Genomic DNA, 17,711 nt, shown 5'->3' with positions numbered 1-17,711 from the left:
CGATGGTGGTTCAGGGGCCTCGGACCAGGACGCGGGTCGCCGGCGAGACGCCGGCCGCGAAGGGATAGGCCGGGTCACGCGGGACGCGCACCCGAAACTGGAACGTCGCAGATCGGTACCGGCCGATAAAGCGGTAGAGCCGCGACCACCGGCCGCGGGAGTTGGTGCGCGGGTTGGCGAACACCTGCCAGCGACCGTTGACCTTGGCCTGCAGCTGCAGCACCTTCCCCGACGCGGGAATGTGCCCGCCCAGGAGCACGCCGCTGAACCGCACGCTGCTCCCGAGCCGGACAATGCGGCTGCTCGGGCGGATCGTCGCCCGAGCGGCGACCTTCAACGCCACATCGATCTGCGACGGGCGCACCGTCGGCGTCCCGGGGTAACGGAACCTCACGGTCCGGGAGGGACGCTTCGCGGCCGCCCGGAAAGACCACGTGCCGCCCTTGCCGGTCGTGAGCGTACGGAGCTGTCGCCACGGCCGGCCCGGCAGCGCCGTCCGCTCCAGCACCTGCACCCCGGTACCCGCCATCGGCTGTCCCGACGCGTCGACCAGGCGGCCGCGGAGCCTGACGCGCCGGCTGAAGCCCGCGCGAACCGACGAGGCGAGCACCGTCACGCGCTTGCCCTTGCGACGCACCGCACGGGCGAGCCCGCCGGTCAGCCTCGTCTTGGCCCGGACGGGCAGCGTCACCGTCATCGGCTCGCCGCCCTCGAGGGTCGTGGTGCTCCGCTCGTTGCCGGCCTGGTCCACCGCGCGACCCCGTAGGTCGTAGGCACCGTCCGCCAACGTCTCGTCCGGGAGCGACGCGACGAGCTGTCCGTCCGCAAGCTGCGCGGGGACCGACGTCCACGTCTCGGAGCCCAGGGGCTTGATCTCCACGGCGCCTGACGCGATACCGCTCACGGCGTCCGTCGCCCGCATCCGAACCGTCGCTGGGTCAGCCGGATCCCGCGGCAGGAACACGACCGCGGGTGCTTCGTCATCCAAGCGCAGGCGAGCGACGGCAGGAGAGTTTGCGTCGCTGATGTTCCCCGCCGCGTCACGCAGCCGCAGCCGCAGCTCAAAGTCACCGGCGCCGCGGACCTTCAGATCCCGCAACGCCGTGATCCGGTCACCCGCCATCTCGCCGTCGACACAGGCGCCGGCGTTGCCCACCGGGCAGATCTGCCACACGGCGCCCCCGACCGGCGCACCATCGACCTTCGGGTTCGTCCACGTCACCGAGAACGCGTTCGCCGGATGCCAGCCGTCACCACCCTCGTTTTTGAGCTCCTGCGGCGAACCTGGCGGCGTGTTGTCGACGAGGACGGTCCTCGTCAGAGTCGACGGGTTCCCGGCCGAGTCCACCGCCTGGATCACCGCGGAGTGGCTTCCGTCCTTGAGCGAGTTGGTGCTGAACGCCAACGAGTCGCCCCCCTGCGCGCAGGGGGCGGGCAACGTCGCGTCGCACGCGTGACCACGGCTTGCCACGGTCTCGCCGTCCACCAGTAGCGCGGTCTGCCGAATCCCCGACGCGTCTGATGCGTCGAACGAGACCGACGCAGTGCCACGTTTCCAGCCGTCGGTCCACAGCTCGCCGCGGGCGGAGGCAACAGCAGGGGCGCCGTTGTCCTCGATCCGCACCACCGCGGACGTGAGACGCGCGCGTGCCCTGAGGTAGTTGTGCGCGGCATCACTGCCTTCCAGCGAGCAGTTCGTGCCAGGGCAGTTCACCGCGATCAGCAGCGCATTGGCACGCGGCACATCAACCCACTCATCACTGATCGCCCGCGCGCACCCGGGCAGGCTGCCCACCCCGCACCCGCGCAGCACCTGCGAACCCGTGCCCAGCGCCGCACCCCACGTGGAGTCGGCTGCGTAGAAGTCGCCCGTCGCACGGATACCGACGATCGACGTGCCCGCCGGCGCCGTGAACTGCAAGGCGGCGGCCAGGTTCCCCGAGGAGAGCCCAGGCTGCACCGCGTTACGTGCGACCAGGCCACGGAGCGGATCGCCGTTTGACGGGCACTGCACGTAGGCGGTGGTGTAGATCGTCTCGCTCGTCGTCCACGACCCGTTCGCGCCCGCAGCCGCGTCACAGGCCGGCACATCGTAGGTGCCTGCCCAAGAGCTCGCGCACATCATCATCGCCGCGATCGGTGCCGCCGCGGTCGCCACGAGCGCCCTCGTCCTAGCCCGCAAAGAACTCACCCCCACCGGTCGCGCTACCGCCGCCGGTCGATTTCGATGAACTGCCGCCTGAACTGCTTGCCGTCCCGTTGCTCGCGGGCGCCGGCGGGGTAGTAGCAGGCGCCGCTGCAGCCGGAGGCACCGGCACGACCGGCGCCGTTTCCTGCGCCGCCGCGGGCGCGGCCGCCGCGCCTTCCGGGGACGGCGCCGCGGACGCGCGCACCGTGCGCTTCGATCGCCGGGTCGTCTTCCGCTTGGTGGTCTTGCGCTTGGAGGGCCCGGGCGTCGCCACCTTCGGCCTGGTCGAGCGTGGCGCTGGGAGTCCGGCCGTGATCGTGCCGAGCGACGAGCTGACCCCGAGCGTCGCGCCCCACTCCGCGCGACCAGGTGGCGGCGCCGGCGCCCGCTCAGCGAGCCAGCCGCTCACTCCCGCGCCGACGCTGAGAAATGCAACCGTCACGCCGAGCGCCTTCGCCGCCCCCGCCTGACCGAGCAACCCCAGCCCAGCCGCCGCCCCACCCGCCGTGCCCTTCGCGGGCGCCCGCCGCGCCAATGCGCTCGCGCCGAACACAAACGGCAGCGGCGCCAGCGCATACTGCGCCCCACCGCCGAACCGGTCCATCTCGCGTACCAGGCCCTGGCACGCCTCGCAATGCTGCAAATGCCGCCGGGCGACCCGCCGCTCCCGACCGGCGAGCTCGCCCGCCTGGTAGGCGTGAAGCCGCGCACGTTCCTCCTCATCAAGCTCGATCCCGGCAGCGTGCCGCACCACCCCGTAGAACACGCGGCGCGCCTCGAACAGCACCGTGCGCAGCGCCACGCTCGCAAGCTCTAGATGCTCAGCCAGCTCGTCCTGCTCCCAGCCCATGTGGTCAACGGCGATCAGAACGATCACCTCGCGCTCGCTCAGCGCCCGCAAACCCGCAAGCAGTACGGCTCGATCCAGCAGCTCGCGGCGGCTTCCCGACTGTCCCGCCGCGGCAACGTCGGCCGCCATCGAGCCCAGCACCGCGGTCGTGAGTTCACGTTCACGCGCCGAGGTCACATCGTCGTCGCGCTCATGGAGCAGCCCGAAGTCGAACGCCACCACCCGCGGCCGGCCGTGCTCCTTCGCAAGCCGACCGTGTTCACGGCGCAGCGCCTCCCCGGCCGCATCACGCAAGCACCGATACACGCAACGATCGCGCTCATCAGACTCCACCCGCGCGAGCTCCGGCCACCGCGTGTGAGCGATGAGCATCGCCTCCTGCAGCGTATCGGCCACCGCTACCCGGCCACCGACGTCCTCACCCTGGCGACCCAGGGTCCGCCGCAAGAACGCCGTGAACTGGTCTGCGTTCCTGCGGTAGTAGTCCTCGTAGGACTCAGAGCTGTCTCGTGCTGGAACTGCCATCTACATGTCTCTCTGGCAGAGACCTCGCTTTTGTTGTCCGGACTTCGATGCGCTGGCAGCCCACGAACAGAGGCTTCGACGCCGAGGTGCGTGTCGCCGATCTGGCCGCTCGCGCGCGGGATACCCTGGCCACGCGCGCACCAACCCACAGCCGCGTTTGACGGGCCTTAGCTGGTTCGCCTGCTGCCGCTTCGAAGTGCACAACCACGGCACGCTGCTCCTCCGTGCCACGGACGACACGCACGCGCAGGCGACCGTTGGCCGCGTCCGCCGGTGCGGCGACCGAGCGAAGCTCGCGTCGGCCACGGGGGGCGGACGAGCACGTCGACGGTGCAGCAGCCCGGCTGCGGCGGCCGGTCCGCCCGCGTCGACGCTGTCGACGACCAGCCCGGATCGGTGAGGCCGCGAGGGCGAGCAACGCACTCCTTCGAGGTGCGATCCTGGACCACTCAGGGTGAGCCTTGTGTTGAGGCCGATCTCATCGGGCGGACGGGAGCACTTGGTCGACGGGTGCGGGCCGGCCGACGAAGAACCCTTGGGCGTGGTCGACGCCGAGGGCGCGGAGCATGCGCTGCGTCGTGCGGTCGCCGACGAACTCGGCGATCGTCTCCTTGCCGAGGCCCTGGGCCAGGCGGACGGCGGACTCGACGATCAGCTGATCGGTGCGGTCGGTCGCGCAGCGGGCGACGAACTCGCCGTCAATCTTCAGGTAGTCGAAGGGCAGGTGCTTGAGGTAGTAGAGCGACCCGAACCCGGAGCCGAAGTCGTCGAGCGCCAGCCCGCACCCGAGGTCGCTGAGCCGCTGCGCGAACGCACGCGCCCGCAGGATGTCCGCGACGGCAGCCGTCTCGGTCACTTCGAACACCAGGCGGGCCGGGTCCACGTCGGGATGCGCGCGGAGCAGCGCCTCGATCTGCGCGAGCAGCCCGGCGTCCCCGACCGACTGACCTGAGAGGTTGACCTCCAGGACGGGCGGGGCCGGCCAGCCGCTGGTCCGCGACAGCAGCGCGACGGCCTGCTCGGTCACCCAGCGATCGATCCGCGTGACCATTCCGCCGCGCTCGGCGACCTGCAGGAACGCGGCCGGCGGGATCAGGTCCCCGTCGTGGCCGAGCATGCGTACGAGCAGCTCGTAGCGGTCGATCGTCTCGGTGCGGAGGTTGCGGATCGGCTGAGCTTCGAGCGCGAGTCCGCCGCCGTCGATGGCGCGGCTGATGCGCTGCGGCCAGCTCAGTCGTGTCGGTGCCCGGCCCTCTCGGTCCTCCTCGGTCCAGAACACGACGCGGTCGCGGCCTGCGTCCTTGGCGCTGTACATCGCCAGGTCGGCGCGCACGACCAGGTCGTCGGCGTCCGCCGCACCGGCTTCGTCCAGGAGGCAGACGCCGACGCTGACCGTGACCGACCGACGCCTGGCGCCGAGGAGCAGCTGCTCGTCGCCGCGGATCGCGCCCAGCAGCTTGTCCGCGACGTTCTGCGCCGCCTGCCGATCGGCATGAGGCAGGAGCACGGCGAACTCGTCACCGCCCATCCGGGCAAGCACGTCGTTCTGCCGCACGATCGAGGTGAGGACGGTCGCGAGCCGCAGGATCAGCTCATCACCCGCACGGTGCCCGAGGGTGTCGTTGACCGTCTTGAACTGATCGACGTCGAGGACCATCAGTGCCCCGCTCGCGGGACCATCGTCGGCGCGCTGCAGGTGGGACTCCAGCGCGACCTCGAAGCTCCGGCGGTTCAGCAGACCGGTAAGCGAATCATGGTCCGCCATGTGCCGCAGGCGGTCCTCGAAGACCCTGCGGTCAGACACGTCGGTGACCTGGGCGAGCGCGTACAGCGGCCGCTCCTCGTCGTCGCGCATCAGCGTCACCTGCGCCTGGACCCACACCGTGCGACCGGATGCGTGGAGGATCCGGTGCTCGATCGTCAACGCGTCGGTCTCCGACCCCAGAGACGTGAACCGGGCCGCGACCGCCGGCACGTCATCAGGGTGGACGAACGCGAACGGCCCAAGCCGCGCAAGCTCGATCGCGGAGCGTCCCGTGATCGCGCAGATCGCCGCGTTGCAGCGGGTGAACCGACCGTCGAGGCCGACCATCGCCATGCCGATCGGGGCGTCGTCGAACGCGGCACGCAGCTGACGGTCGGCGTCCCGCCGGCCCCGCTCGGCGTCGTTGCGAACGGTCACGTCGCGCCAGACGGTAAGCACGCCGGAAACGCGACCGCCTTCAACGAACGGCGCGGCCTCCATCTCGAACTCCCGGCCGGCCGCGGTGTTGAGCTCGGCACGGCCCGTCCCGCCGGCCAGGGCGGCACGTATCTGCGGCTCGACGATGGCGAAGTCGTCCGCCGTCAAGAACTCCGCCAGCAGCGCGCCGCGAACGGACGTGTCGGTGTGGCCGGCCGGATTGTCCGCTCCCAGACCCTCGGTCTCGACGACGCGCAGGTCGCTGTCGTAGAGCGCCACGACGGTGCCGGGCAGGCTTGCGAGGATCAGCCGCTGCCGCTGCCGCGCCGCGCGAGCCTCGTCCTCGGCGGACATGCGCGCCGACAGATCGATGACCTGCGCCGTCACGTACGCCGGCGCGCCCTGCTCGTCGCGCACGAGCGCCGCCGAGACCAGCACGGGTACGACCGTGCCGTCAGGCCGCACGAACCGCTTCTCCAACTGGTCGCGGGCCGGCCCGCCGGCCAGACACGCACGGAAGTACGCGGCCGTCGCGGCGAGATCCTCTGGATGGGTGAGCGCGGCGACCCGCGTCCCGACCAGCTCCTCGGCCGAACGCCCTACGAGCGCCGCGTACGTCTCGTTCACCTCGACGAGGACCCCGTCCGGCGTGGCGATCGCCGAACCCGCCGCCGCGCTCTCAAACGCCGTGCGAAACCGCCGGCACTCAGCCTCCAGCCGCTCGTAGTCCTCGACCAGCTCCGGCCGCGTCAGCAGCCGCACCGCGCCCTCGCGCGTCCCCTCCGTCACGCCGCCGTCCGACGCGGCGGTGTCCACGGTCGTTCCCATTCCCACAGCATCGGCCGCGCGTCCTGCTTCTTGAGCGTCGTCGGATCGCGGTCTCACGGACGACCTGCGGCTAAGGGAGAAATCCTGAATGACCTATCATGTGTTCTGATGAGCAAGGGACACATCGCCCCGGCGCGGATCGATGCGCGTCTCGCGCGGCTCGTCGCTGACCAGATGCAAATGCTCGCCACACCCAGCCGGGTGCAGATCCTCGGCCGTCTGCGGGAGGGCCCGTGCTCCGTCCAGGTGCTGGCGGACGCGGTCGGGATGGAGTCCTCGGCGGTGTCCCATCAGCTGCGCACGCTGCGGCAGCTCGGGTTCGTCGTCGGTGAGCGTGACGGCAGGCGCGTGATCTACTCGCTGCACGACTCGCACGTCGCCGAGCTCCTGGATCAGGCGATCTTCCACGTTCAGCATCTCTCGCACGCGGCGGCCGATCTCGGGGCGGCGGCGTCATGAGCGCTCACGGCCACTCGCACCACGCGTCTGGGCATGGGCACAGCCATGGCCTGGTGGAGCGGTCGATCGTCCGCTCCCGGGAAGGACTGCGGGCGGTGGGCTGGAGTCTGCTGGTCCTCCTGATCACAGCCGCGCTTCAGTCGGTGGTGTTCGTGGTGACCGGGAGTGTGGCGCTGCTGGCCGATCTGATCCACAACTTCGGGGACGCGCTGACCGCGGTGCCGCTGGCGATCGCGTTCTGGATGCGGTCGCTGGTCGCGGAGAAGCGCGCGGGCTACTTCGTCGTTGCGACGATCTTCCTCAGCGCCTGCGTCGCTGGGGTCGAGGCGGTCGTCCGGCTGCTGGATCCCCAGAACCTCGACCACCTTTGGGCCCTCGCGGCTGCCGGAGCCATCGGGTTCGCCGGCAACGAGATCGCCGCGCAGGTCCGCCTGCGGGCCGGCCGCCGGCTGGACAGCCCGGCGCTCGTCGCGGACGGCAACCACGCCCGCGTCGACGGGTGGGTGAGCTTGTCGGTGATCGCCAGCGCTGCCGTTGTCGCGGCGGGGTTCCCGCTCGGGGATCCGCTCATCGGCCTGGTCATCACGCTCGTGATCCTGCGAATCACCTGGCAGTCGATCCAGACGATCAAGGGCCACCCGGGGCACGCCGTCGCCGAAGCGACGGGCGGCCACGGGCGCTGATGCGGGCTCACACCGTTCGCGCAGCGGGGCCGATCGTCGTCGATCCTTCGCCGGTGTGATCAGCCCGTCTTCCGTGCGCACCGCAGTGCTGCTGCTCGTCGGGGCTCTCGCCCTGCACCAGCTGCGCTACGCCCTCGCCGCCCCCTCGAGCGACGAGGCGGGCGAACACGGTCACGGCTACCTCGCGGTCCTCGCGCCGCTCATCGGCATGCTCGCCGCGCTCGGCCTCGCCCGGTGGGTCACCGCGGCCGCCCCGGCGCCCGCAGGGCGCGAGCAGTACGCCCGTGTGAGGCGCGTGTGGCCGCTGATGAGCGCCGGGCTCCTGCTGATCTTCACCATCCAGGAACTCGCCGAGGGGCTGGCGTCCCCGGCCCACCCCGACGGACTCGCCGGCGTGTTCGGCCAGGGCGGCGCGATCTCCGTCCCGCTCGCCGCAGCGGTCGGGGCACTCCTCACCGTCGGCGTGCGGGTAGCGCGGCGCCTGGAGGACACGGCGCCGGTCCGTGTCCGGGTCGACCCCGGCCTGATTCTTCCCGGCACTCCGTGCCTGGCCGCCGCCGTCGCGGCGGTGCCGCTGCTCCGCGCCCCGCTGGCGGCGAACCTCGCCGGTCGCGGCCCGCCCCGGGCCTGAGACCCGACCGACTCCGTCCGCCGCACCCGCCCTGAGGGCGACGCGTGCGCGCGCCCGTCGCAGACCATTCTTTCGCTAGGAGAACACATGACCCGCAAGTCGCGGACTGGCCGTGCCGTACCCAGCCCCACCACCACCCGCGCGCAAATCTCCGCGTGCGCCGCGCTGATCGCCGCGCTGGCCGCGCCCGCCGCCGCCCACGCGCACGGCCTGGACGGCCTCGCCGCCCGGGAGACGTCCACGCTCGGGTTCGTCCCGCTCGGCATCGAGCACATGGCCCTCGGCTGGGACCACCTGCTGTTCATCATCGGGATCGTCGTCATCGCCGCCGAGCCCCGCCGGGCGGTCAAGCTGATCTCCACGTTCGCCGCCGGCCACTCCACCACCCTGATCCTCGCGACGCTCGCCGGATGGCAACTGAACGCCACCCTCGTCGACGTCTTCATCGCCCTCAGCCTCGTCTACGTCGGCGTGCGCGGCATCTACGGCCGCCCCGAGAACTGGAACCCCGTGTTTGGCGCAGTCTTCGGGTTCGGCCTGATCCACGGCCTCGGCCTCTCCACTCGGCTGCAGGACGCGGGACTCCCCGACGACGGCATCCTCCCGAAGACGATCGCGTTCAACGTCGGCATCGAGATCGGCCAACTCGCAGTCATCGCGCTGGTGGTGGCGGTCGGCTGGGTCGCCCTGCGGCTCGTCCACGCTCGGCCGCCGCACTCCCTGCAGATCGCCGGCACGCTCCTGGCGGCCGTTGGCATGATGGCCGCCGTCGTCCTCGCGATTCCCGCCAGCGACGGATCCAGCGCCGACGCCGAGCCAGTCATTGTCGCCCGCAAGGCAAGCGCCTGCACACAGGAGCCAATCGACCCGCCGACGTTCGCCGGCGGCAACCACCCCGACCAGAAGTTCCAGGAGCCCGGCGCCGACGTCGACGGCGTGGACATCGTCCACGTCCTCACCGACGGCTACGTCGCCATCCGCTACAAGCCCACCCTCCCGGCGGCCGACATCCAGGCGCTCCGCGAACTGGTCTCAGGGGACCAGCCGCCCCACCGTCGGCGCCCCGCTGGCCAAACAGCAAGCCGCGGTCCGCGCCGTCACCGCGCGCCGCGAGCTCACCTGCAGCACTGTCGACATCGACGCCATCAACGAGTTCACGAACACGTGGCTCGCCGACGTGAAGGCCGGACGGATCGGATAACGAGCATCCGGACGCCACTCAGTCCCGAAGGACGAGTCCGGCCGGGCCCGACCCAGTGCCCTGCTCCCGGCTGGCCGCGCTTCCGGGTGGCCGGCCGGCGGGCGTCGACGGAGGCGTCGTCTTCGTGTCTATCGACGACCGCCTGGTCGTGCGACGCAGAACCGAGTCCGGCGCCAGGCTGGCGCTCGGACCTCATCGCGCGCTGCGCATCGGCCCCCGTCGGTCACGGCGCAGCGCGGTCCAGGGCGGCATGCTCGTGCGGACCGGTCTTCCGTGCTCCAGTGTCCCGGAAACGATCGGCTCGAGTCGTATGCGGAGAGAGGGCACGCTTGTGGTCCTCGGAGCTATAGCCAACGGCGTCCGTCGGATCGGCGGCCCGGGCTCGGCGCAGGATCAGTCCGCGTTAGGGCGGTCGCGCGCAACTCGGCCGCCGACGGACCGGCGCCACCAGCCGACAGAGTCAGCTGACCTCCACGGGGTGGGTGGCCTTACCCGTGACGCTCGCCCAGAACGAGTCCATGGCAGCGTCCATCCGAGCCGAGACACGCTCCGCGACCCCGTCGACGAAGTCTCGGTCCCGGTCGAGCTGCAGGCCGGGTGAGAGGTGCAGCACCAGCAGCGCGATCACCGCGCCGTCGAGCCGCACCCGGCCGACGACCAGTCCACTCAGGTCAAGGCGGCTCTCGAGGAGCGTCTCGAGAGGGTCGATGCCGTCGTGTCGGCCGTGGCTGATGACCCAGTGGTCATCAGCGCCGAGAGCCAAAGACTCGGCGGCGACACGATCGACAAGCTGCCGGCTGCAGCCGGACGTGGGCACGGCATCGCTGCGGCAGCTGGCCAGGCGCTCGGCATCGACCTCGAGCAAGACCGTGCACGCGGACGGGTGCGCCCGGCGGACCGTCCGGAGCGCCAGGTCGTACAGGTCCGACGCGCTCAAGGCCAGGCCCAGGCGTGCGTCAAGCGCACTCAGCGCTCCGGCATGCGCCGTCGCGTGGGCCTCCCCGTCGCACCTCTGGCCGCGCGGTGTCGCCGCGCGGGGTGAGCGCGAGTTCGCGCTCACCGACGACAACTGCCGACCCCGCCGTGCATTGCTCATGCGACGACGGTACACCATTTGTAACCGATCGGAGATTTTTTAATTCGATTGATGGAACTGCGCGATGACGAGCCCCCTGAACTGCGCGAGCCCCCCACCGGACAGCGCGACGTCACCTTCCTCGAGCCACTGCAGGAGGAGCCCGCGGAGCATCGCAAACAGCGCCGAGGCGGAGACGTCCACGTCTCCGCGGAGCTGCCACCCGGCCGCCTGGAGCGCGAGCATCTGATCCCGGAGCAGCGACCGGTAGATGTCCTTGATCGTGACGAGCGCGTCGTCGATCTCGCCCGCCTCCGTGTCCCCGGCGACCAACGCGAAGTACGCGCGGACGAGCTGCGGGTCGGACGTAACCCCGGCCCACGTGGAGCTCACGATCGCATCGAGCAGCTCACGGGGATCCTCCATCGCGGGCATGTCCGCCCGCACCGTCTCAGCGATCTGATTGCCGAGGCTGTGGACGACCCGGACGAGAAGCTGCTCCCGGCTGCCAAAGTAGTAGAGCACGCTGCGCTTCTGCGCCCCGGCCTCCGTCGCGATCCGGCCGAGCGTGGCGCCGCCGAAACCGTCGCGGGCCAGGACGGCTGTCGCAGCCTGCAGGATAGACGCCGCCCGATAGTCGCCCTTCGGCGTCAGCTGGGCCGGCGCCGGCACGCCGGACGCTGTCCGCTCTTTCATCGCCGTACCGTACCGCGCCGCCCTCCGGCAGCTCCGAGCCCACGGCTGCCCCACCATCCATCAGTCAAATGTCACCGATCGGATACGAAGTTGCGTATGCTTCGCCGATGACCAGCACCATGTCGTTCGCGCACCGGCGTGCCGGCCATTGCGGCTCGGGATCGTTGCGCGACTTGCTCGAGTTCGAGGGACTCGACTACGGACGCGGACCGCTCACCGAGGAGATGGTCTTCGGGCTCGCTGGCGGACTGGGCTTCTTCTACGCACCGGACCCGAGCTGGGCGCCTCCCTTCTACCTCGTCGGCCGCACCGATGACCTGGAACGCGACATCGCCGACGTGCTCGACGCCGATCTCGAGGTGAAGGAGAGCGACGACGCCGAGCAGGGCTGGGCATGGGCGAGCGAGCAGCTCGCTGCAGGCCGCCCCGCGATGGTGCGGGCCGACATCGCCGAGCTCGAATACCTCCGGGTGAAGATGAGCAACACCCGCCACGCGATACTCGTGGTACGCCACGACCCCGAAGCGGGCGTCGTCTGGATTGCGGACAACGATCGCGACGAGCTGGTGGCCTGCTCGCTGAAGTCCCTCGCCGCCGCGCGCACGTCGAGCGGGTTCCCGAGCCCCAACCGCAACGCGACGTACGTCTACCGCTGGCCTGATCAGCTTCCCGACCTCCGGGTTGCTGTCACCCGGGCGCTGACGCGCGCCGTGGACAACATGACCGGCGCGGTCGTCAGCGTCGGCGACCTGCCGGGCGCATCCGGGCTGGCGGGCGTCGACGCCTTCGTGTCGGGTTACGAGCGCTGGCCCGACGACCTCCCCGACGCCCTGCTGCCCGCCGCGATGTCAGGCCTCTGGGTGTTCATCGTGAAGGCCGGCACCGGGGGCGCGATGTTCCGCTCGCTCCACGCGGGTTTTCTGCGCGAGGCCGGCGAGCTCCTCGACGACTCGTCACTCCGTGCCCTCGCCGACCACTACGACCGGCTCTCCGCCGCATGGGTCGCACTCGGGGACTGCGCGAAGACCGGCTCGCACCGAGACGGCATCGCGCTCGCGCGGCAGGTCGGCGAGCTCGAGCACGCCGGCGTTGCGCTCATGACCCAGATGGCATGACACCGTCGGCGCGACGAGTCGAGGAGCAGACCACATGGATGACGACGACTTCGATGATCTGATCGACGGCGTGCTGCCCGTGCGCGGGCGTGCGGTGCTCACCGTTTCGGAGCTGGTGCTGCTCCGCGACCTGATCGGCGAGGAGCTGTTCGAGTCGGCGACGATGCGCACATGGATAGCTGGGGACACGCAGGTGACACCGCACTCCGTGGCCGTTGCCGTCGAGGCGCAGCTGCGCATGCTGTTCGGCACGCCATCGGCGGCGTGCACGGTGCTGGAGCAGGTGATCGAGCGTCTCGCCTCGGCCTTCCCGGCCGATGTGCAGCCCCTACACACTGACTGAGATGACACCGCCGCCAGCAGGATCCGGCGCTCCGCTCGGAGGCCTGCGCGTGCTCGACGCGAGCACCTTTCTGGCTGGTCCGGTCTGTTGCTCGCTGCTCGCCGACTGGGGCGCGGAGGTGGTGAAGGTGGAGCCTCGCGTCGGTGACCCGACCCGCGAGATGGGCGGCGGACGCGTCTCCGACGGGCTGTCGGCGCTGTTCATCGCCGCGAACCGCGGGAAGCAGAGCATCGCGGTCGACTACACGTCCGAACCCGGTCGCGCGATCGTCGCGAGGCTCGCAGCGGCGAGCGACCTCGTGGTCCACAACCAGCGTGACGACGTGGCGACCGCGTTGGGGCTCAGCCGCCGAGCGCTGTCAGAGGCGGGGTCGACCGCGGTCACCTGCACGATCTCCGCCTTCGGGCCGGAGGGCGCGTACGCCGGGCGCCCGGCGCTGGACTCGATGATCCAGGCGATGACCGGCATGTCGGCGCTGACCGGCGACCCGGACGGGGTGCCGATGCGCGCCGGCTCGCAGGTGATCGATGTTGGCGCGGGCTTAGCAGCGGCGGGCGCGAGCGTCGCCGCGCTGCTCGGCCGGGAGCGCGGGCTGGGGTCACGGCCCGTGTCGATCTCGCTGTTCGATCTCGGGCTTCTCTACAACGCGGGCTTCGTCACCCTGCGCTCGGCGCAGGGCGCGAGTCCGCCGCGGCTCGGGAACCGCAGTCACCCATTGCTCGCCGACCAGTTCGCGGCCGCGGACGGCTTCGTCGTCCTCGCCGTCTGGGATCGCCGCCGGTGGACGCTGCTGTGCGAGGCACTGGGCCTTCCCGACCTCGGCGCGGACCCCGCGCTGGCCGGCAACGATCAGCGGCTTGCCGACTATCCACCCGTCCGTTCCGCGCTCCAAGGCGCGCTGTCGACGCGGACGTGTGCCGACGTTTGTGCGCGGCTTCAGACCGTCGGGGTGCTCTGCTGCGTGACCGCCGATCTCGACGCGGTAGCGGCTGATCCCCACACGCGCTCGAGCGGCGCGATCTATGAGGAGCGCCGGCTGGCCGGGCAGAGCGTCGAAATGGCGGCGGGCCCGTTCCGACTCGACGGGAGGCGCCTGATCGCCGATCGACCGCCGCCACGCCTGGGCGAGCACTCAGCGGAGGTGATGTCTGCCTGGCTCGGCGCCTCGGACGCCGAGTGTGCGCAGCTGACCGCTGCCGGCGTCCTCCAATAGGCGGGCGCTCAGCGCAGGCAGTCGGGCAACTCGGCCAGTGGAAAGCCGTCGTACGCCACCGACCGGTCCGAGGGCCGGGTCGTCCAGGTGTGTCGGTGGTTCGGGACCGCGCCGTCGACCCTGATGCACGAGCCGGAGACGAACGCCGCCCCGGGCGTGAGCAGGAACGTCACCGCAGCCGAGACCTCGGCTTCGTTTCCGTACCGGCCGAGCGGTATCTCGTTCTTGAGCTGGCGGAGCTGGGCCTGCATCGGCTCGTCGTAGGTGTCGAAACCGCTCGAGGCGATCCATCCCGGGGCGACCGCGTTCACCCGCACGGCGGCATGCCCCCATTCGCAGGCCATCGTTTCGGTCAGGTTCAGCATGCCCGCGCGGGCTGCGCCCGAGTGAGCCATCGTCGGCATCCCGCTCCACATGTCGGCGATGATGTTCACGATCGCGCCGCCGTGATCGGCCATCGATTGCCGGTAGAGCTCACGCGCCATCAGGAACCCGCCGGTCAGGTTGGTGCGGATGACTGCGTCCCAGCCCTTGAGCGAGAGGTCCTCGACCGGTGATGGGTATTGGCCTCCTGCGTTGTTGACCAGTCCACTGATCGGTCCGTGGATCTCGAGGGCCGCGGCGATCGCGCCGGTGACGGCTTCCTCGTCGCGGATGTCGAAGGCGTGGCAGCTGACCGACCCGCCGACGTCCTCGATCTCAGCGGCGACTGCCTGGAGGCGATCAAGGCGGCGGCCGGTGATCGCGATGGTGGCACCGAGGCTGGCGAGCTCGTGGGCGATGCAGCGGCCGATTCCGCTGCCGCCGCCCGTGACGATGATCGTCTGCCCGTCGAAGAGGCCGGGATGGAAGACCGACCGGTACGCGTCAGCCAACGCCCATCCCCTTGCTGATGATCTCCTTCATGATCTCGTTCGCCCCACCGTAGATCCGGGAGACGCGCGCGTCCGCATACATGCGGCCGACGGCGTACTCGGTCATGTAGCCGTAACCGCCGTGGAGCTGCACACAGCGGTCGGTGACCCGGCCCTGCAGCTCGGTGCAGATGAGCTTCGCCGACGCTGCGCGTTCCGGCGTCAGGGTGCGCTCGCCGAGCTCGCGGGTGCACTGGTCCACGAACGCCTGGGCGCAGTCGATCTCTGCCCGGCAGTCGGCGAGCATGTGACGCACGACCTGGTTCGCCGCGATCGGCTGTCCGAACGCGCACCGCTCTCCGACGTAGGTAACCGTCGCGGCGAGCGCGGCCTCGGCGACGGCGACGCCGGTGAGCGCGATCGAGAGCCGTTCCTGGGCGAGGTTCGAGACCAGGCACTTGAACCCATCACCCTCGCTGCGCAGGAGGTTCTCGGCGGGGACCCGGGCGGAGTCGAAGAACAGCTCGGCCGTGTCCTGCGAATGCATACCGACCTTCTCCAGGTTGCGGCCGCGCTCGAACCCCGGGGTGTCCCGCTCGATCACGAAGATCGACAGACCGCGATGGCGCTCCGTCGGGTCGGTCTTCGCCGCGGTGACGATGAGGTCGGCGTTGATCCCGTTGGTGATGAACGTCTTCGCACCGTCCATCAGGTAGGAGCCGTCGTTCTGCTTGATCGCCTTGGTGCGGATACCGGCCAGGTCGCTGCCGGTGCCCGGCTCGGTCATCGCGATCGCGGTGATCAGCTCACCGCTGACGATGCCCGGAAGCCAGCGCTGCTTCTGCTCCTCGTTGCAGTAGTCGAGGAAGTAGGGCAAGCAGACGTCGTTGTGCAGGCCGATGCCGAGCGCGAACCCACCGAGGCCCGCAGCGCAGGTCTCCTCGGTGATGATCGCGTTGAACCGGAAGTCGTCACCGACACCGGCGCCGCCGTACTCCTCCGGCGCCTGCATGCCCAGGAATCCATTCGCGCCGGCGAGCGCGTAGAACTCGCGCGGGACGATGCCGTCCCGCTCCCACTCCTCGAAGTGCGGGACGATCTCCTTGGCGAGGAACCGGCGGAACGAGTCGCGAAAGTCCTCGTGGTCGTCGTCGTAGATCGCGCGGCGCGCATTCGCGGCGGTGACGGTGTTGGTCATCGAGGTCCTCCTGAGGACGCGGCCGGCGCCGCTTGCCGGTCGACGGTGTGGCGGTCGGTGAGCTCACCGTCCGCCAGCTGCTGACGGAGGCGCTTCTTATCGAACTTGCCGACGCTCGTCTTGGGGACCTCGTCGATGAACGCGACCTCGTCAGGGATCCACCAGCGCGCGACCTTGCCATCGAGGAACGCGAGGAGCTCCTCGGCGCTCGTCTCGCCCTCGATCACGACGCAGGCCAGGGGCCGCTCGGTGAAGCGGTCGTCGGGCTTGGCGATGACGGCCGCCTCCCGCACGTTGGGGTGGCCCATCAGCTCGTTCTCGAGCTCGACCGAGCTGATCCACTCCCCGCCGGACTTGATGACGTCCTTGGAGCGGTCGGTGATGAAGATGTAGCCGTCGGGCGAGATGGCGGCGACGTCGCCGGTGCGCAGCCAGCCGTCCTGGAACTTCTCCGCAGATGCGTCGTCTTCGTAGTACGCGGAGGCGATCCACTGCCCGCGGATCTGGATCTCGCCGGTCGCCTCACCGTCCCACGGCTGCTCGGTCCCGTCCTCACCGATGATGCGGACCTCGACGAGCGGCGCGACCTGGCCCTGGCTCGTGCGGTAGCGCCAGTGCTCCTCGCCTTCGAGCTGCTCCGGCGGAATCGCGACCGACCCGAGCGGGCTGGTCTCGGTCATGCCCCACGCCTGGACGATCCGCACGCCATGGCGCTCCTGGAATGCCTCCATCAGCGACCGCGGGACGGCAGCGCCGCCGCACGGGACGATCCGCAGGCTGGTGAGGTCGGGCTTGTGCTCGTCGGCGTAGCGGAGAAGATCCATCCACAGAGTGGGCACGGCACCGGCGACCGTGCACCGCTCGCTGACGATGAGATGCGCGAGCGACGGCGCCTTGAGGAACGGGCCGGGCATCACCAGCGACGCGCCGGAGAGCGCGGCGGCGTAGATCAGCCCCCAGGCGTTCGCGTGGAACATCGGCACGACAGGCAGGATCCGGTCGCTCTTCCCGACACCGAAGCAGTCGGCGGTGAGGACGGCCATCGAGTGCAGCAGCGCGCTGCGGTGGCTGTAGAGGACGCCCTTCGGGTTACCGGTGGTGCCGCTGGTGTAGCAGAGGGCTGCAGCCTGGCGGTCGTCGTCGATCACCGGGAAGCGGTAGTCGCCCGGCTGCTCGGCGAGCAGCGCCTCGTACCGGATGACGTTCTCGCCGAGAGCCGATGCGTCGCCGTCGCCGACGACGATCCAGTGCTCGACGACGGGGAGTTGGTCGACGATGTCGGCGACCATCGGGATGAGCGTGTCCTCGATCATGATCACGCGGTCCTGCGCGTGGTTGACGATGTAGACGAGCTGCTCGGTGAAGAGCCGCAGGTTGAGCGTGTGGAGCACGGCGCCCATGCACGGGATGGCCAGGTACGCCTCCATGTGCTCGTGGTTGTTCCACATCAGCGTCGCAACGCGGTCGCCCGGCTCGATGCCGAGAGCCGTCAGCCCCGACGCGAGCCGCAGCGATCGGTCCCCGATCTCGCGATAGCCGACCCGGTCGACATTCCCGTCGGCGGTGCGCAGCGACACGACCTCGCCGCTGCTGCCGTGCATCCGGTGCAGCCGCCCGAAGGCGTGCTGGAGGCTCATCGGCACGTCGTGCTGCATCAGGCCCTCGAGCAT

Annotated in this window: 15 protein-coding genes; 7 read left to right on the top strand and 8 right to left on the bottom strand. The window is 70.5% G+C overall.

The window, feature by feature from the left end; genetic code table 11:
- Window positions 1-10: 10 nt before the first annotated feature.
- From DSM112329_RS03925 to DSM112329_RS03915, 3 genes are all read right to left on the bottom strand, one after another.
- Window positions 11-2,158 carry an Ig-like domain repeat protein gene (locus DSM112329_RS03925; protein WP_354700504.1) on the bottom strand — a complete coding sequence of 716 codons (2,148 nt, stop codon included), beginning with the start codon at window positions 2,156-2,158 and terminating at the stop codon, window positions 11-13.
- 13 nt (window positions 2,159-2,171) lie between these two features.
- Complete coding sequence (locus tag DSM112329_RS03920; protein ID WP_354700503.1) at window positions 2,172-3,563, bottom strand: zf-HC2 domain-containing protein; 1,392 nt, start codon at window positions 3,561-3,563, stop codon at window positions 2,172-2,174.
- A 478-nt stretch (window positions 3,564-4,041) separates the two neighbouring features.
- Window positions 4,042-6,573, bottom strand: a complete 2,532-nt coding sequence (locus DSM112329_RS03915; protein WP_354700502.1) for an EAL domain-containing protein — start codon at window positions 6,571-6,573, stop codon at window positions 4,042-4,044.
- A gap of 108 nt (window positions 6,574-6,681) precedes the next feature.
- On the opposite strand from DSM112329_RS03915, the gene DSM112329_RS03910 reads away from it, so the two are divergent.
- The 4 genes from DSM112329_RS03910 to DSM112329_RS03895 all read left to right on the top strand — a co-directional run bounded on the left by DSM112329_RS03910 (window position 6,682) and on the right by DSM112329_RS03895 (window position 9,897).
- Window positions 6,682-7,032 (top strand): metalloregulator ArsR/SmtB family transcription factor, encoded by a 351-nt coding sequence (locus DSM112329_RS03910; RefSeq protein WP_354700501.1) that lies wholly within the window; start codon window positions 6,682-6,684, stop codon window positions 7,030-7,032.
- Between the two features lie 95 nt (window positions 7,033-7,127).
- On the top strand, window positions 7,128-7,715 hold the full coding sequence (locus DSM112329_RS03905; RefSeq protein ID WP_354700500.1) for a cation diffusion facilitator family transporter: 588 nt from the start codon (window positions 7,128-7,130) through the stop codon (window positions 7,713-7,715).
- 73 nt (window positions 7,716-7,788) lie between these two features.
- Window positions 7,789-8,346 carry a hypothetical protein gene (locus DSM112329_RS03900; RefSeq protein WP_354700499.1) on the top strand — a complete coding sequence of 186 codons (558 nt, stop codon included), beginning with the start codon at window positions 7,789-7,791 and terminating at the stop codon, window positions 8,344-8,346.
- A gap of 87 nt (window positions 8,347-8,433) precedes the next feature.
- Window positions 8,434-9,897, top strand: coding sequence for a HupE/UreJ family protein (locus DSM112329_RS03895; RefSeq protein WP_354700498.1), 1,464 nt, complete (start codon window positions 8,434-8,436; stop codon window positions 9,895-9,897).
- A 110-nt stretch (window positions 9,898-10,007) separates the two neighbouring features.
- Here DSM112329_RS03895 and DSM112329_RS03890 read toward each other — a convergent pair whose 3' ends face one another.
- Both DSM112329_RS03890 and DSM112329_RS03885 read right to left on the bottom strand, forming a co-directional pair.
- Window positions 10,008-10,484 carry a hypothetical protein gene (locus DSM112329_RS03890; protein WP_354700497.1) on the bottom strand — a complete coding sequence of 159 codons (477 nt, stop codon included), beginning with the start codon at window positions 10,482-10,484 and terminating at the stop codon, window positions 10,008-10,010.
- Between the two features lie 198 nt (window positions 10,485-10,682).
- Window positions 10,683-11,318 (bottom strand): TetR/AcrR family transcriptional regulator, encoded by a 636-nt coding sequence (locus tag DSM112329_RS03885; protein ID WP_354700496.1) that lies wholly within the window; start codon window positions 11,316-11,318, stop codon window positions 10,683-10,685.
- A gap of 107 nt (window positions 11,319-11,425) precedes the next feature.
- Here DSM112329_RS03885 and DSM112329_RS03880 point away from each other — a divergent pair, with 107 nt between their 5' ends.
- Genes DSM112329_RS03880 through DSM112329_RS03870 form a run of 3 tightly spaced genes read left to right on the top strand, consistent with a single transcriptional unit; the run spans window position 11,426 to window position 13,989 of the window.
- The gene (locus tag DSM112329_RS03880) at window positions 11,426-12,433 is read left to right on the top strand and encodes a BtrH N-terminal domain-containing protein (RefSeq protein WP_354700495.1); all 1,008 of its coding nucleotides are present in this window, start codon (window positions 11,426-11,428) and stop codon (window positions 12,431-12,433) included.
- A gap of 34 nt (window positions 12,434-12,467) precedes the next feature.
- On the top strand, window positions 12,468-12,776 hold the full coding sequence (locus DSM112329_RS03875; protein ID WP_354700494.1) for a hypothetical protein: 309 nt from the start codon (window positions 12,468-12,470) through the stop codon (window positions 12,774-12,776).
- Complete coding sequence (locus DSM112329_RS03870; RefSeq protein ID WP_354700493.1) at window positions 12,751-13,989, top strand: CoA transferase; 1,239 nt, start codon at window positions 12,751-12,753, stop codon at window positions 13,987-13,989. The genes DSM112329_RS03875 and DSM112329_RS03870 overlap by 26 nt, the downstream gene beginning before the upstream one ends.
- Before the next feature lie 8 nt (window positions 13,990-13,997).
- Here the strand turns inward: DSM112329_RS03870 and DSM112329_RS03865 are convergent, their stop codons facing one another.
- Genes DSM112329_RS03865 through DSM112329_RS03855 form a run of 3 tightly spaced genes read right to left on the bottom strand, consistent with a single transcriptional unit; the run spans window position 13,998 to window position 17,711 of the window.
- A complete protein-coding gene (locus DSM112329_RS03865; RefSeq protein WP_354700492.1) occupies window positions 13,998-14,864 on the bottom strand; it encodes an SDR family oxidoreductase in 867 nt (288 codons plus the stop codon).
- Window positions 14,857-16,041, bottom strand: a complete 1,185-nt coding sequence (locus DSM112329_RS03860; protein WP_354700491.1) for an acyl-CoA dehydrogenase family protein — start codon at window positions 16,039-16,041, stop codon at window positions 14,857-14,859. The genes DSM112329_RS03865 and DSM112329_RS03860 overlap by 8 nt, the downstream gene beginning before the upstream one ends.
- Window positions 16,038-17,711: a long-chain fatty acid--CoA ligase gene (locus DSM112329_RS03855; RefSeq protein WP_354700490.1), complete on the bottom strand. Its 1,674-nt coding sequence runs from the start codon at window positions 17,709-17,711 to the stop codon at window positions 16,038-16,040. Before DSM112329_RS03855 ends, DSM112329_RS03860 begins: the two co-directional genes overlap by 4 nt.

The organism is Paraconexibacter sp. AEG42_29 (assembly GCF_040581415.1).
Classification (GTDB): Bacteria; Actinomycetota; Thermoleophilia; order Solirubrobacterales; family Solirubrobacteraceae; genus Paraconexibacter.
Note: the sequence above shows the minus strand (reverse complement) of the source record. Positions and strands in the feature narration are given on the sequence as shown.